17 protein-coding genes are annotated in these 13,431 nt (G+C 68.5%); 12 read left to right on the forward strand and 5 right to left on the reverse strand.

Translation table 11 applies throughout. The annotated features are described in order from the left end of the window. Positions 1 to 106 precede the first annotated feature (106 nt). A complete protein-coding gene (locus BDK89_RS21285) occupies positions 107 to 460 on the reverse strand; it encodes a hypothetical protein (protein WP_133870874.1) in 354 nt (117 codons plus the stop codon). 11 nt (positions 461 to 471) lie between these two features. Beyond that, positions 472 to 648, reverse strand: coding sequence for a hypothetical protein (locus tag BDK89_RS21980; RefSeq protein WP_166657761.1), 177 nt, complete (start codon positions 646 to 648; stop codon positions 472 to 474). Between BDK89_RS21980 and BDK89_RS21290 the strand changes: the two genes are divergently transcribed. Together BDK89_RS21290 and BDK89_RS21295 are read left to right on the forward strand one after the other, a co-directional pair. Continuing rightward, the gene (locus BDK89_RS21290; protein WP_133870875.1) at positions 637 to 1,008 is read left to right on the forward strand and encodes an ATP-binding protein; all 372 of its coding nucleotides are present in this window, start codon (positions 637 to 639) and stop codon (positions 1,006 to 1,008) included. The genes BDK89_RS21980 and BDK89_RS21290 overlap by 12 nt on opposite strands. Positions 1,009 to 1,016: 8 nt before the next feature. Further along, positions 1,017 to 1,778: a sigma-70 family RNA polymerase sigma factor gene (locus BDK89_RS21295; protein WP_133870876.1), complete on the forward strand. Its 762-nt coding sequence runs from the start codon at positions 1,017 to 1,019 to the stop codon at positions 1,776 to 1,778. 70 nt (positions 1,779 to 1,848) lie between these two features. Here the strand turns inward: BDK89_RS21295 and BDK89_RS21300 are convergent, their stop codons facing one another. From BDK89_RS21300 to BDK89_RS21310, 3 genes are read right to left on the reverse strand one after another with little or no spacing between them, the layout of a single operon-like run. Continuing rightward, positions 1,849 to 2,034 carry a hypothetical protein gene (locus BDK89_RS21300; RefSeq protein ID WP_133870877.1) on the reverse strand — a complete coding sequence of 62 codons (186 nt, stop codon included), beginning with the start codon at positions 2,032 to 2,034 and terminating at the stop codon, positions 1,849 to 1,851. Positions 2,035 to 2,057: 23 nt separating this feature from the next. Then, entirely contained in the window at positions 2,058 to 2,762 is a 705-nt protein-coding gene (locus tag BDK89_RS21305; protein ID WP_133870878.1) for a class F sortase, read from the reverse strand. A 33-nt stretch (positions 2,763 to 2,795) separates the two neighbouring features. Continuing rightward, positions 2,796 to 3,698, reverse strand: a complete 903-nt coding sequence (locus BDK89_RS21310; RefSeq protein ID WP_133870879.1) for a DUF4397 domain-containing protein — start codon at positions 3,696 to 3,698, stop codon at positions 2,796 to 2,798. 356 nt (positions 3,699 to 4,054) lie between these two features. Between BDK89_RS21310 and BDK89_RS21315 the strand changes: the two genes are divergently transcribed. The 10 genes from BDK89_RS21315 (at position 4,055) to BDK89_RS21360 (ending at position 13,430) form a co-directional block, all read left to right on the forward strand. Then, positions 4,055 to 5,080 (forward strand): ABC transporter ATP-binding protein, encoded by a 1,026-nt coding sequence (locus tag BDK89_RS21315; RefSeq protein ID WP_133870880.1) that lies wholly within the window; start codon positions 4,055 to 4,057, stop codon positions 5,078 to 5,080. Continuing rightward, positions 5,080 to 6,789 carry an ABC transporter permease gene (locus BDK89_RS21320; RefSeq protein WP_133870881.1) on the forward strand — a complete coding sequence of 570 codons (1,710 nt, stop codon included), beginning with the start codon at positions 5,080 to 5,082 and terminating at the stop codon, positions 6,787 to 6,789. Before BDK89_RS21315 ends, BDK89_RS21320 begins: the two co-directional genes overlap by 1 nt. Then, on the forward strand, positions 6,786 to 7,649 hold the full coding sequence (locus BDK89_RS21325) for a hypothetical protein (RefSeq protein WP_133870882.1): 864 nt from the start codon (positions 6,786 to 6,788) through the stop codon (positions 7,647 to 7,649). Before BDK89_RS21320 ends, BDK89_RS21325 begins: the two co-directional genes overlap by 4 nt. 133 nt (positions 7,650 to 7,782) lie before the next feature. Next, complete coding sequence (locus tag BDK89_RS21330) at positions 7,783 to 9,093, forward strand: phospholipase D-like domain-containing protein (protein ID WP_133870883.1); 1,311 nt, start codon at positions 7,783 to 7,785, stop codon at positions 9,091 to 9,093. Between the two features lie 79 nt (positions 9,094 to 9,172). Then, on the forward strand, positions 9,173 to 9,886 hold the full coding sequence (locus BDK89_RS21335) for a response regulator transcription factor (protein ID WP_133870884.1): 714 nt from the start codon (positions 9,173 to 9,175) through the stop codon (positions 9,884 to 9,886). A 10-nt stretch (positions 9,887 to 9,896) separates the two neighbouring features. Next, positions 9,897 to 10,307, forward strand: a complete 411-nt coding sequence (locus BDK89_RS21340) for an ATP-binding protein (protein WP_133870885.1) — start codon at positions 9,897 to 9,899, stop codon at positions 10,305 to 10,307. 52 nt (positions 10,308 to 10,359) lie between these two features. Next, a complete protein-coding gene (locus tag BDK89_RS21345) occupies positions 10,360 to 10,899 on the forward strand; it encodes a Dps family protein (protein ID WP_133870886.1) in 540 nt (179 codons plus the stop codon). Positions 10,900 to 11,030: 131 nt separating this feature from the next. After that, positions 11,031 to 12,317: a D-arabinono-1,4-lactone oxidase gene (locus tag BDK89_RS21350; RefSeq protein WP_166657762.1), complete on the forward strand. Its 1,287-nt coding sequence runs from the start codon at positions 11,031 to 11,033 to the stop codon at positions 12,315 to 12,317. A 31-nt stretch (positions 12,318 to 12,348) separates the two neighbouring features. After that, positions 12,349 to 12,795, forward strand: a complete 447-nt coding sequence (locus BDK89_RS21355) for a GNAT family N-acetyltransferase (RefSeq protein ID WP_208294159.1) — start codon at positions 12,349 to 12,351, stop codon at positions 12,793 to 12,795. Next, positions 12,732 to 13,430 (forward strand): trypsin-like peptidase domain-containing protein, encoded by a 699-nt coding sequence (locus tag BDK89_RS21360; protein WP_133870888.1) that lies wholly within the window; start codon positions 12,732 to 12,734, stop codon positions 13,428 to 13,430. Before BDK89_RS21355 ends, BDK89_RS21360 begins: the two co-directional genes overlap by 64 nt. Position 13,431 lies beyond the last annotated feature (1 nt).

The following is a 13,431-nucleotide window of genomic DNA, read 5'->3' on the forward strand; positions in this document are numbered from 1 at the left end:
GGGGTCACAGCACCCCCGAACGCGACGGTGCCGGATCACCCGAACGGGTGATCCGGCACCGTGATGCGGCGTCGTTACGACGTGGCCGGAGTCTGTCGGTACGTCGTCAGGCCACGTGGCGTCGAGCGTCGATGTTGGCGACGTCGGCGTCGGAGCCGGACGAGTCGTTCGACGAGCGACGGGTGTACCAGACGGTGCCGACGACGGCGAGCGTCGCGAGCAGGGCGGCCATCAGCCACCACCGGCGATTCGAGGTCGGGGCCGACACGCCGGGGACGTGACCGGCTGCCTTGCGAGCGAAACGACGCCCGCTGGTCACACCGGCGTCGACGCTGTCGACGACGACGCCCGGAACGGTCTCGATGATCGAGCCGACGTCGGACAACGTGCCCGCGATCGCGCTCGGCACCGTGTCGGTCAGGGTGTCGGTGATGGTCTCGGTGATCGTGTTCGTGTTCATGTCGATCACCATCAGACCCTGCGTCGCCCGAAGATGAACAACAGCAACGCGATGATGGCGAGGATGATGAAGATCGTGTACAGCATGAGGATCCGGTACCCCGGCGTCGACCGACCGAAACGTCCGACGACGGCGACGGGTGCGCGAACGGCTCGCCGGTGCGTTATCTTGCGCGGGTGGCCGAACACGTCGACATCGAGATCCCGCTGCACACCCGACACGCCTCCACCGTCCGGGCGGTTGCCGCCGCGGTGTGCGCCGACCTCGGTTTCTCGGTCGACGCGATCGACGATCTCCGCCTCGGCGTGAACGAGGCGGTGGCCCTGCTCTCCGACGTCGACGCCGGGCCCGAGGCCCGACTCAAGATCACGTTCGAGGCAGGCGAGGGCGCCGTCACCGTCCGGTGCAGCCGTCGCGGTGTCGACGAAGAACCGCACGCGGACGACATCGACGTTTTGGCCAAACGGATCCTCGACGCCGTCGTCGACGAGTACGGCATCGCCGGCGGCGTGTTCACGGTCGTCAAGCGGGTGGCCCCCACCTCGTGACCAGTGCCATGTCCGACGTCGACGAACTGTTTCTCGAACTCCGGCGCACCGGTCGCCGACGCATCCGCAACCGGATCGTCGAGGAGTACATGGGACTCGCCATCCACATCGCGCGGCGCTACAACGCCGGCGTCGGTCGTGACGACGATCTCGAACAGGTCGCGATGCTGGCGCTCGTGAAAGCGGTCGATCGCTTCGACCCCGACGTCGGCGTGCCGTTCTCGGCGTTCGCCGGGCGCACCATCGAAGGCGAACTGAAGCGCCACTTCCGCGACGCCACGTGGGCCGTCAAGGTGCCGCGCGGCGCCAAGGAGCTGCACGTCGCGGTGCGCCGTGCGAACGACCAGTTGTCGGTGCAGCTCGGGCGCTCACCGTCGGTCGACGAGGTCGCCGAGTATCTGGAGATCGATCGCGACGACGTGATCACCGGGCTGGCCGCCGGCACGGCGCGCCGCGTCGGCAGCATCGACCCGGGGCCCGACGACGACGGTGGGAGCGATCGGAACGCTGCGACGGCGGTCGGCGACCGCGGGTACGGCGACGTCGAGAACGAAGAAGTGGTCCAGCGGTTGATCGAGACCCTGCCCGAGCGTGAGCAGGAGATCGTCCGACTCCGGTTCTACGAGGACCTCTCCCAGTCCGACATCGCCGAGCGCGTCGGTGTGTCGCAGATGCACGTGTCGCGCCTGCTCCGCAAGGCGTTCGCCATCTTGCGCGACGAGTACGTCGGCGACGACGAGGTCGACGACGCCGAAGCCAGCCTGTCCTGACGGAACCGAGACCCGAAACGAGCCGCGGCGCTCGGCTGCGGCTCGACGGACGACGTCGGATCCTGAACGATCAGTCCGGCTCGACGCCCTCGATCTCACCTTCGCCCCGCATGCGGGCGCCACGCTCGGCTTCGGCCCGGTAGTGCTCGCCCACCCGGTCGACGTCGACCTCGTCGACGCTGCGCTCGGCGGCACGCGCCTCGTCAGGGGTCGGTGCGCGATCGGCGATCGGTGCCGTGAAGGTGTCGTCGCTCATGCGAGCGCCGTACCACGGCCGTTTCAGGCCGAAACGTCGTCGGTCTCGTCGTCCTGCTCGTCGGTCTCGACGTCATCCAGCTCGTCGTCGATCTCGCGCTGGTCGACCGGGATGGCGTAGACGACGATGTTGTGGCGATAGCGGTTGATGTTCGGGTTGAAGTCGCCGCCGCACGTGATGAGCACCAGCGTCTCCGGGCCCGTGGTCCGCCAGATACGTTCGGCCGGGAGCTCCGACTTGCCGTACATCGTGCGCTCGACGACCTGGTAGATGCGGGTGTAGCCGTCGCCGGTGTCGACCTCGAGGCGATCACCGATCTCGGCGTTGCCGAGCTGGTGGAAGGGGCCGGCACGGTCGTTCCACGACACGTGTGCCGCCATGACCGTGGCGCCCGGCAGCCCCGGCGCCGAGCCGAACTTCCACCAGCCGACCTCGGTCTCGTCGGGGACCTCGAGTTCGTTGTCCTCGTCGAGCCCGACCGAGATGATCTCGTCGTCGATGCGAAGACCCTCGTAGCGGATCGCGAGCGGCATCGTGCGCTCCATGCGTGACGCGTCGAGCGGGTCGGGCGGGTTGGCGTCGACCGCCGAATCGGTCGACAAGACGATCGGCGGTTCGTTCAGGTAGTCACGCAGCGCGACGACGCCGGCCCCGACGGCGACCACCAGCCCGGCCACCATCAGGAGGCTGAGCAGGGACCGCAGTGGAGACCGGCGTCGTCGCGGCATCGTGCGAGTCGTTCTCGGGGATGCCGGTGCGGATCAGGCCCGGCGTCGGGCGAGGAAGGCGCCACCGGCGACGACGAGACCACCGACGATCGCGATGAGTGCGATCGAGGTGCCGTTGTCGTCGATCGGCGAACCGGTGTTCACGGCCTGCGGCACGGCGGCGGTGGTGGTCGTCGTGGTCGAGGGGCCGGTCGTGCTGGTCGTCGACGAGCTGGTCGTCGTCGAGCCGTCGGCGACGGTCGTGGTGGTCTCACCGGAGGCGACCGTGGTGGTGGTCGCCGGGGCGGGGAGGGCCACGACCTGCTGGATGAACGTCAGCGAGGTGTCCTCGGAGCCCACGACGTACAGCACCGTGTTGGTGTCGGCGCCGAGGCTGATGTCACCGATGTCGACGATCGGATCGCCGCCGGTGGGGGCGAGCTGTGCGCCGCTGACGGTGCCGACGGGCAGGATCAGCTCCTGCGACTGACCGTTCGACAGGTTCGTGATGGGTCGCTGACCCGACACGATCACGTCGACCGGGCCGGCGTCGGCGGTGTGGCGCACGGTGAGACGTGCGTTGCCGGCGTCGACGGCGGTCGTGTTGTTCTCGAACGACGCGAGTCGGGCGGTCCCGCTGTCGTCGAGCATCGCCACGATGCTCCAGTTGCCGGCGTCGGGGATGTCGAGGCTGACGATCGGGCCGATGACGACCGAGTCGTCACTGCTGTCGAGGACCTCGACATTGCTGAGCGTCTGGCCTGCGTACGTCGTCAGGTCGGCGGTCGTGCCGGGCTGGAAGTCGTCGACGACGACAGCACCGTCGACGACGACGTCGACCGTCGTGCCGGGGATGCCGTGGACCAGCGTGATCGCGGTCTGGTCCTGGGCCGATGCGGTTGCAGCGGTGAACGTGAGCGCCGCGAGAGCGCCCACGGTGGTCAGGAGCTTTTTCATGTCCGTACTGCCCTTCAAGTGTGGTTGTCCGCCGGCCACGCCGTTGGTCAACTACCAACGGTAGTCGCGTTGCCACCGAATGAAAAGGGTTCCAGGGTGCACGTCACCCGGATCGCGGCTGGTCAACAGCGTCATCACACCCATCGCGACCCGCAGGTCCGGACGTTCCGACACGGGTCGGCGGCCCCGACCCCTGCGCTCGAGGTCGTCCCCGACGGCCCGGTTTGCGCGCGCAGCGTGCTGGGTACGGACGCCCCGTCGCTCCGTCGGGGTCGGCCCGTCGAGGCCGACCGGAGCGTCGACAGGGACAACGCACGCCGACCGAATCGATCGGGCGTCGCACGGAGGAGCAGACGATGACATCACCAGTCGGTCAACAACGGGAGCGTCAGGACCAAGACCAGCGCCGAACCGGCGCAGTCGCCGTCCGCACGACGGGTCTCCGGAAGTCGTTCGACGACACCGAGGTCATTCGTGGGGTCGACATCGACATCGAACCCGGCACCATTCTCGGATTGATCGGCCCGAGCGGTTGCGGTAAGACCACGACGGTCCGCCTGATGACCGGCTTGCTCGAGCCGACCGAAGGCTCGGCCACCGTGTTCGACACCGACGCATGCCGCCTCTCCTCGTCCGACCGGGCCCGGATCGGCTACCTCCCCCAGACGCCGGCGCTGTTCCCCGAACTGTCGCTCGACGAGAACCTCAGTTTCCACGCGTCGATGTACGGCATGCGGCTCCGGCGTCGTGACCGGCTCGACCAGCTGTTGGAATGGGTCGAACTCGCCGATCACCGCAAGAAGCGGGTGGTCGACGCCTCGGGCGGCATGCAGCGTCGGCTGGCGCTCGCTGCCGCCTTCGTCCACGACCCCGAGGTCGTCTTCCTCGACGAGCCGACGGCCGGCATCGATCCGATCCTGCGCGACAAGCTCTGGACTCGCTTTCGGGAACAGGCCGCCGACGGAAGAACGCTGGTGGTCACGACCCAGTACGTCGGCGAGGCAGGACAGTGCGACCAGGTCGGCCTCCTGTCGGATGGCGAACTGCTTCTGCTCGACACCCCGACCAACCTGCGCCGCGCCGCGTTCGACGGCGAGGTCGTCGACGTGCGGCTCGACCGGCCGCTGACCGACGAGGAGGTCGCCGACATCGGATCGAAGCCATTCGTCGTCGGCTCCATCGAAAGGACGTCACCGACCGGTCTCCGGATCGTGGTCGACGACGCAGGCAGGGCGATGCAGCAGCTCAGGGAGGCGATCGACGTGTGTGATGCGTCGGTCGTCGACATGGACGAGCACCTCGTCGACTACGACGAGGCGTTTCTCCGGGTCGTCCAGCGGCATCGGTCCGCATCGACCACGAGCGAGGAGGTGGCGGCCTGATGGCGACGAAGCACGACGCCGGCACGGCCGGAACCCGGGTCGACCACGACGCCGAAGATTCAGCGAACCCGATCGAGTCGAGCCATCCGAGCGGCTCGGGCGCGGACGAACGGAACCGCGACGAACCCGGTGACGAACCCAACGACGGCCCGAGCGAACGAACCGGCGGGGGCGTCGAGCACGACGAGCGTGCCGAGCGCATCGCCGCCACCCTCCGCCCGGTCCGCACCCCGTGGGCGGTCGTCATCAGGTCGTTCGCGTTCGTCCGCAAGGAGGTCGTCGAGATCGTTCGACAGCCGCGGCTGCTCGCCCTCCTCGTGATCGGTCCGTTCGCCCTGCTCGTGCTGTTCGGACTGGCCTACGGCGACGACTCGCTCGAGAAGAAGGCGGTGTTCGTCGGTGCGCAGGACTCGATCTACGCCGAGGTGCTCGACGGCTACGAGGACCAGCTCGACGAGTTCATCGAGTCCGAGGGCCTGGTCGAGACCGAGGCAGAGGCCGTCGATCTGCTCGAGGCGGGAGAGGTCGACGTCGTCGTGGTGTTCCCGGCCGACCCGATCACGTCGGTGATGGAGGGTGAGCGGGCGGTCATCCGTGTGCTGCACGAGGAAATCGATCCGATCCAGGCGGGCGCCGTGGAGATCGCTGCCCGCCTCGCGATCCAGGAGGTCAACGCCACCGTGCTCTCGACCGTTGCCGCCGACGCCCAGGCCGAACTGCGATCGGCGGGCGAGTTCGGCGACCGGTTCATGCAGCTCGCCGACGATGCCGACGCCGACCCCGACTCGGCGGCCGCCGCAGCGACGGCCGATCTGTCGCAGCTCGCCGCAGCCCTCGACGGCACGGCCGTCGTCCTCGGCCAACTCGAATCGGCCGACCCCGACACCCGCTCGCAGCTCGACGAGACGCGTGCCGCCGTGGCCCAGGCCGCTGCGACGGCCGAAGCCGTCGACGCCGGAACCGACGACGTCGACACGGCGCAGCTCGCCGACGACCTCGCCGCAGTCGGCGACATGGTGTCGGACACCGTGGTGCTCGACCCGGACGTGCTGGTCCGCCCGTTCCGCAGCGAGACCGAGAACGTCGGACCCGACGACGTCACCCCGACCGACTACTTCACGCCGTCGTCGCTCGCCCTGTTGCTCCAGCACCTGGCGCTCACCTTCGCGGCGCTGTCGCTGGTCCGTGACCGTCGCACCGGCCTGTTCGAACTGATGCGCGTCGGTCCGCTGTCGTCGATCGAGATCGTCACCGGCAAGATCCTCGCCTATGTGCTCGTCGGCTCGGTGGTCGCCGCCACCCTGATCGGCGGCGCGACCCTGACCCTCGGCGTGAGCGTCGCCGGCTCGATCGGCTGGCTGGTCGTGATCGTGCTCGGCGTCCTGCTGTCGTCGCTGTCGCTCGGCATGGCGCTCGCGATCGTCTCCAAGACCGAGTCGCAGGCAGTGCAGTTCGCGATGCTGGCCCTGCTGGCCGGGCTGTTCTTCAGTGGCTTCGTGCTGCCCCTCGACACGATGCGGTATCCGGTCAAGGCCATCTCCTGGCTCCTCCCCGTCACCTACGGGATCGACGGCCTGCAGGACATCATGCTCGCGGGCGATGCCCCGGCACGGGCGACCCTCATCGGTCTCGGCGCCTTGGTCGTCGTCTACGGCGCCTTGGCGATCATCGGGCTGACGCGACGCCTGCAACGGGAGGACGAATCGTGACGTCCACGACCGACGACGACACGACCACCGAGTCGCACCTCGACCGGGTCTCGCGACGGGAACCACTCGCCGCACCCGACCGGCGCGCCGCGACTGTGATGCAGACCATCGCCGTGTTCGGTCTCGTGGTGGCACTCGTCGGCTCGATCGTGGGCTGGCGGTTCCTCACCACGCTCGACCGCAATCTCGAACAGAGCCTCGTGATCGGCGAGGACGCAGCGGCGACCCTCGTCGACACGATCGACGTCGCCGGCCAGGTGATCGTCGACCTCGACACCGGCCTCGACACCCTCGACCAGACCCTGTCGACGGTGTCGTCGACGACGGAGGAAACGGGCGGTGTCGCCGACGCCGCCGCGGAGATCGCGGCGCGGCTCCCCGAGAGCTTCGACGACGTCGACGCCGCGCTCGGCACCGTCGAGTCGCTGAGCGGAACGATCGACAGCGCACTCCGCGCCGCATCCCGCATCCCGCTGGGCCCCGACTACGACCCCGCGACCCCGCTTCCCGACGCGATCGCCGACGTCCGGTCGGCGTTCGGGCCGATCGGTGACGACCTCGGCCAGCTCTCGGAGCGTCTCGACGGCTTCGCGTCGGGCACGGGTGACTTGTCGGGCGACCTCGAATCCGTCCGAGCCGATCTCGATCGCACCCGGGCGTCACTCGAGGAGAGCGACGCGTTGCTCGACCGCTACCGCGCCTCGGCCGTCGACGCCCAGGAACTCGCCCGATCCGGACGCGACGACTTCGGATCCGCCCTCGCAGCCATGCGGGTGGTCATCGTCCTGCTCGGGCTGTTCGGCGTCGCGGCACAGTACGTGCCGTGGTATCTCGGCCGGCGCCTCCGCGCCTCGACCTGACGCGTGAGTCGGCTGCGGTGACCTCCGAGTGGTGTCACCCGAAGGTTTGACGTCGGCGTGCGAGTGGTACGGCGGATTCCAGCACGTGAAGCAACGTCGCCCGGGCGGACACGGCCGACGGCAAGGAGCAGGGATGAGCACCGACATCGACGATCAGACGAACGACGACACCAGCACCGACACCAGCACGGACACCAGCGCCGACACCGGGACGGACGAGGCGACCGCCGACGACCAGGCCTCCAACGCCGGGCCGACCAACGACGCTCGCTCGTCCGATTCCAGTGAGGAGCGCGTCGAATCGTGGTGCCGAACCGTCACTGCCATCAACGGCGTGCCGATCAGCCCCGGCAACCAGCTCGACATTCTGCGCAACGGCGAAGAGATCTTCCCCGCCATGTTGGAGGCGATCGACAACGCCGAGCGATCGATCGATCTGCTCACCTACGTGTACTGGGCCGGCGAGATCGGCGGCGTCTTCGCCGAACGGCTCGCACAGCGTGCTCGTGACGGCGTCCGCGTCCGGGTGCTGCTCGACGGGGTCGGTGCCAAGCCGATCGACCGCGAAATGGTCGACCTCATGCAGTCGGGCGGCGCCGAGGTCCGGTACTTCCGTCCGCTCGACCCACGTCACCCGTTCCGAGCGTCGCACCGCACCCATCGCAAGGTGATGATCTGTGACGAGACGGTCGGTTTCACCGGCGGTGTCGGGATCGCCGACGAGTGGATGGGCGACGGTCGCAGCGAAGGCAACTGGCGTGACACCCACGTCCGCCTGGTCGGGCCCGGCGTCGCCGGGCTCCGGAGCGCCTTCCTCGACAACTGGATCGAGACCGAACACGTGCTGTTCGAGCCGGCGTTCGACCACTTCCCGCCGCACGCCGACGACGGCGACGTGCCGATCCAGATCATCAAGGGCACCGCCGAACCCGGTTGGAACGACATCTCGATGACGGTGCGCTCGCTGATCGAGCTGGCCGAAGACCGCATTCGCCTCACCACGGCCTACTTCGTCCCCGACGACGACTTGGTGCTCCGCCTGTGCCGCGCCTCCGAACGGGGCGTCGACGTCCAGATCCTCCTCCCGGGCCCGGGTGCCGACAAGCGATTCGTCCAGCTCGCCGGCGAAGCCATCTACGACCGTCTGCTCGACCACGGCATCAAGATCTGGTGCTACCAGCCGTCGATGCTGCACGCCAAGATCCTCACCCTCGACGGCCTGGTCACGCTCATCGGCTCGGCCAACTTCAACCAGCGCTCGACGTCACTCGACGAAGAGGTCGACATCGTCGCGTTCCACGAGGGCGTGACCGCCGAACTCGACGCCGACTTCGACGCCGATCTCGAACACAGCGAGGCGATCGACCCCACCAGATGGCGCCGTCGCTGGATCGGCCAGCAGGTCTTCGAACGCGCCGCCAGCGTCATCAAACCATGGATGTGACCGCACGACCCGATCCGACCTGTTTGGCACTCCGAACACCTGGGTACGTCCGCATCGAACCCGAACAGGACCCATTCGCATGACACCGCATCGCACCACCGACGACTCCCGACCCGCCACCAACGGCGACGGCGTGCGTCCCTTGAAGCGCTTCCCGCTCGAGGTGGCGCTGGTCAACGACTACGAGATCATCGTGCGAGGTCTGCATGCGATGCTCGAGCCGTTCTCGGACCGAATCGCGATCGTCGAGCACGAGGTCGGCGGTACGCCACAACGGCGCGCCGACATCGCACTGTTCGACACCTTCGCCGGTCGTCGAGACGCGATCCATCGCGCCGAGCAGATCGTCAAGGATGGCTTGGTCGAGCACATCGTGCTGTACACGTGGGATGCGACCGACGCATTCCTCGAAGAAGCTCGTGAGGCGGGTGTGTCCGCCGTGGTTCTCAAGTCGATGGCGGGCGCCGACCTGGTCGACACGTTGGAGCGTGTCGCGCAAGGAGATGACGTGGAATTGTCCCGAACCGAAGGCGCCTCCGGTGCGTCGAACCGCGAACCGCTGTCGATGCGCGAGCGGGAAGTGCTGGCGATGCTGGCGCTCGGATATCGCAACGCCGAGATCGCGAGCGAGCTCTATTTGTCGATCGACACCGTCAAGACGTACGTGCGTCGTCTCTTTCAGAAGCTCGACGTCAACAACCGCACCCAGGCAGCACTGCGCGCCGGCGACTACGGGCTGGCCCCGCCCGCCTCGCGCGTCGAGCGGCTGTCATCGGAACGGGCAGATCGGTAAAGTCGTGTTGATGGGCGAGCGGGCAGCGACCTCGATCACGTTGGAGGCAGCGGCATCTCAGGTCGCGCACGCACGGCGATTCGTTCGGCGATCGGTCGAAGACGTCGACCCGGCGGTGGTCGACGATCTCCAGTTGATCGTCAGTGAGTTGTTCACCAATGCGGTCGAACACGGCGCGTCCGACACGGTCGAAGTGGTCGTGGCGCAACGCCCCGACCGGGTGAGTGTCACGGTCGACAGCCGCGGCCCGACCCCCGGCGTCGGCCCGGCCACCGACTGGCAGGTCGCCGACGCCGATGCGCTCAACGGCCGTGGCCTCGGGATCGTCCGAGAGCTCGCCGACGACCTCGTCGTCGAACGCGACGGTGAGGAGTTCATCGTCACGGCGACCCTGTCGCTCCGCCAGCACGCCGGACGCTGATCGCGACCGCAGCCGCGGTTTCGGCCACCACCGGAACGGGTAGTCGTTTCCCATGACGACGAAGACCGACACCCCCGACACCCCCATCGTCACTGTGCCCGGCATGGACAGCGATCGAGCGGTCAAGACGATCTCGATCCTGCAGGAGCGTCTTGCCGCTCTGCTCGATCTGCAGCTGACGCTCAAGCACATCCACTGGAACGTGGTGGGCGTGAACTTCATCTCCGTGCACGAGTTCCTCGACCCGCAGGTCGACTCGGTTCGTGAGATGAGCGACGACGTGGCCGAGCGCATCGCGACCCTCGGCGGTTCGCCGCTCGGCACGCCCGGCGCCATCACGAAGTTCCGCTCGTGGGACGACTATGACCTCAACCGTGCACCCACGGTGCGCCACCTCTCGGCACTCGACGCCGTGTACGGCGGCGTCATCGAGAGCCATCGCACGGCCCAGGCCGAGCTTGCCGACGTCGATCCGGTCACCGAAGACATGTTGATCGGCCAGCTCCGCGACCTCGAGCAGTACCAGTGGTTCGTGCGAGCCCACCTGCAGGACGCCACCGGTGACGTGGTGTTCCGGAACAGCGAGAAGTAGCACTTCAGGTTTCCGGAAACCCCGAACCGTCGACGATGCCCCGGCCACCGGTCGGGGCATCGTCGCGTCCGGGGGTATGCGGGGATTTCCAGGGAACGATTGCGTCGGCAGCGGGTACTACGGTCCAGTCCGTGACGACGGTACGGAACTGGGCTCGGAATCAGCAGTGCGAACCGGACGCCGTCGAACGGCCGAACGACACCGCCGAGGTGGCCGCGCTGGTCGTGGCGGCCGCGGCGTCGAACCGTCCCGTCAAGGTGATCGGCGCGGGCCACTCGTTCACGGCGGCGGCGATGACCGACGGCGTGCTCGTCTCGCTCGGACGCCTCGGCGACGTCGTCGACATCAGCGGTGACCGGGTCACGGTGCAGGCCGGCATCGAGCTGCGTGACCTGAGCCGACTGCTCGACGAACACGGTCTGGCGATGCCGAACCTCGGTGACATCAACGTCCAGTCGCTCGCCGGAGCCACCGCCACCGCGACCCACGGCACGGGCCGTGGCCTCGGCAACCTGGCGACCACGATCGAGGCGATCGAGCTGGTCGACGGACGAGGGGAGGTCCATCGCTTCGACGTCGCCGCCGACCCGGACGCGGTCCGCACCCTTGCCGTGGGCGTCGGAGGGTTCGGCATCGTCACCGAGCTGACGCTGCGGGTCGTCCCGGCCTTCGACCTGCACGCCAAGGAGACCGTCGAACCGCTGGCCGACGTCGTCAGCGGATGGGACGCCTTCACGCGCAGCGCCGACCACGCCGAGTTCTTCTTCTTCCCCGGCGACGACCGGGCGCTCGTCAAACGCAACGACCGGACCGACGAACCGGCCCGACCGCCGTCGCGGTTGGCCTATGTGCGCGACAAGTACCTGTTCGAGAACGTCGCGTTCGGTCTCGCCTGCGCCGTCGGTCGGCGGTGGCCGTCGCTTGCGCCACGCATCACGAACGCGTTCGCAGCATCGGCGAGCGAACGCGATCTGATCGATCGGTCCGACCGGGTGTTCGCGAGCCCGCGCAAGGTGCGGTTCGTCGAGATGGAGTACGGCATCCCGATCGACGCCGTCCCCGAAGCGCTCGCCCGCGTCCAGGCGCTCGTCGCCTCGCTGCACCACCCCGTGCTGTTACCGATCGAGGTGCGGTGCTCCGCGGCGGACGATCTCGCCCTGTCGACCGGCTACGGGCGCGAGAGCGGCTGGATCGCCGTGCACCAGTACCCGGGCATGCCGTACGAGCACTATTTCGACACCGTCGAGCAGATCATGAGCGACTACGACGGGCGGCCGCACTGGGGGAAGCTCCACGGGCAGACCGCCGACGTACTGCGCGAGCGCTATCCCCGCTGGGACGACGCCATGGCGTTGCGCGATCGGCTCGATCCCGACCGGACCTTCCGGAACGCCTACCTCGACCGGGTCTTCGGCTGACGCGCCCCGGTTCGGCACTAGCGTCGCCGGCGTGGTGACGACCCGGATCCGCCGCTCATCGGCCGACGACCTCGACGCACTCGTCGGGTTGGGCCGCGAGTATTGCGCCGCCGACGGCCACGCCTTCGACGAGGCGACCGTTCGTTCCGGGTTCGCCGGCGTCGTCGCCGATGACACCCACGGTGCCGTCCTCGTGGCCGAGGTCGAGTCCGCCGTGGTCGGCTACGCCGTGGTGTCGTGGGGGTGGTCGATCGAGATCGGCGGACTCGACGTCGTGCTCGACGAGATCTACGTCCGACCGAAGGGTCGAGGAGTCGGCGGCCGGCTCCTCGCAGCGGTGGAGGCGTTGTGTCGCGACGTCGGAGCGAAGCGTGTCTTCCTCGAGACCGAGCCCGACAACGAGCGAGCACGGCGGTGGTACGCAGCGAACGGGTTCGAGACCGAACCGTCGATCTGGATGTCGAAGGAGCTCGGCTGAGACCGGGCCTCATCCTCGCGCTGGCGCTCGTCGCCGGGTGCGCCGCCGACCCGCCGAGCGCCGTCGTCGGCGTCGTCGTGACCGGCTGTGGCGCGCAGACCGTCGGCAGCGGCGCGTTCGTCGACGACGAGCTCGTGCTGACGTCGGCGCACACGCTGCGCGGCGCCGACACCGTTTCGATCGAGTCGGACGGGCGTTCGCTCGCAGCCGACATCGTCGCGTTCGATCCGAACCTCGACCTCGCCTACCTCCGCGTCGAGGCCGGCGCGGCGGTGTCGCCGCTCGGTGTCGCCGCGGGAGACGCCGGGTCGCGGGCGAGCGCGTGGGCGGTCCGCGACGGTGAACCCGTCCGCCTCGACGTCGAGGTCGTGCGGCGGATCCGCCTGGAGACCGAGGACATCTACGTCGAGGGTGAGACCGAACGCCCGGCGTACGAACTCCGTGCCGACGTCGAGCCGGGCGACTCGGGTGGGCCGGTGGTCGTCGACGGCAACGTCATCGGGGTGCTGTGGGCTCGCAGCACACGAACGGCCGGTCTCGCCTATGCGATCGACGTCGTGCGCGGCTCGGCGACGATCGACGAGCAGGTGACAACGGGAGACCTGCACGGTGTCGATCTCGACCGCTGCGACTGAG

It is taken from the genome of Ilumatobacter fluminis (assembly GCF_004364865.1).
GTDB classification, from domain to species: domain Bacteria; phylum Actinomycetota; class Acidimicrobiia; order Acidimicrobiales; family Ilumatobacteraceae; genus Ilumatobacter; species Ilumatobacter fluminis.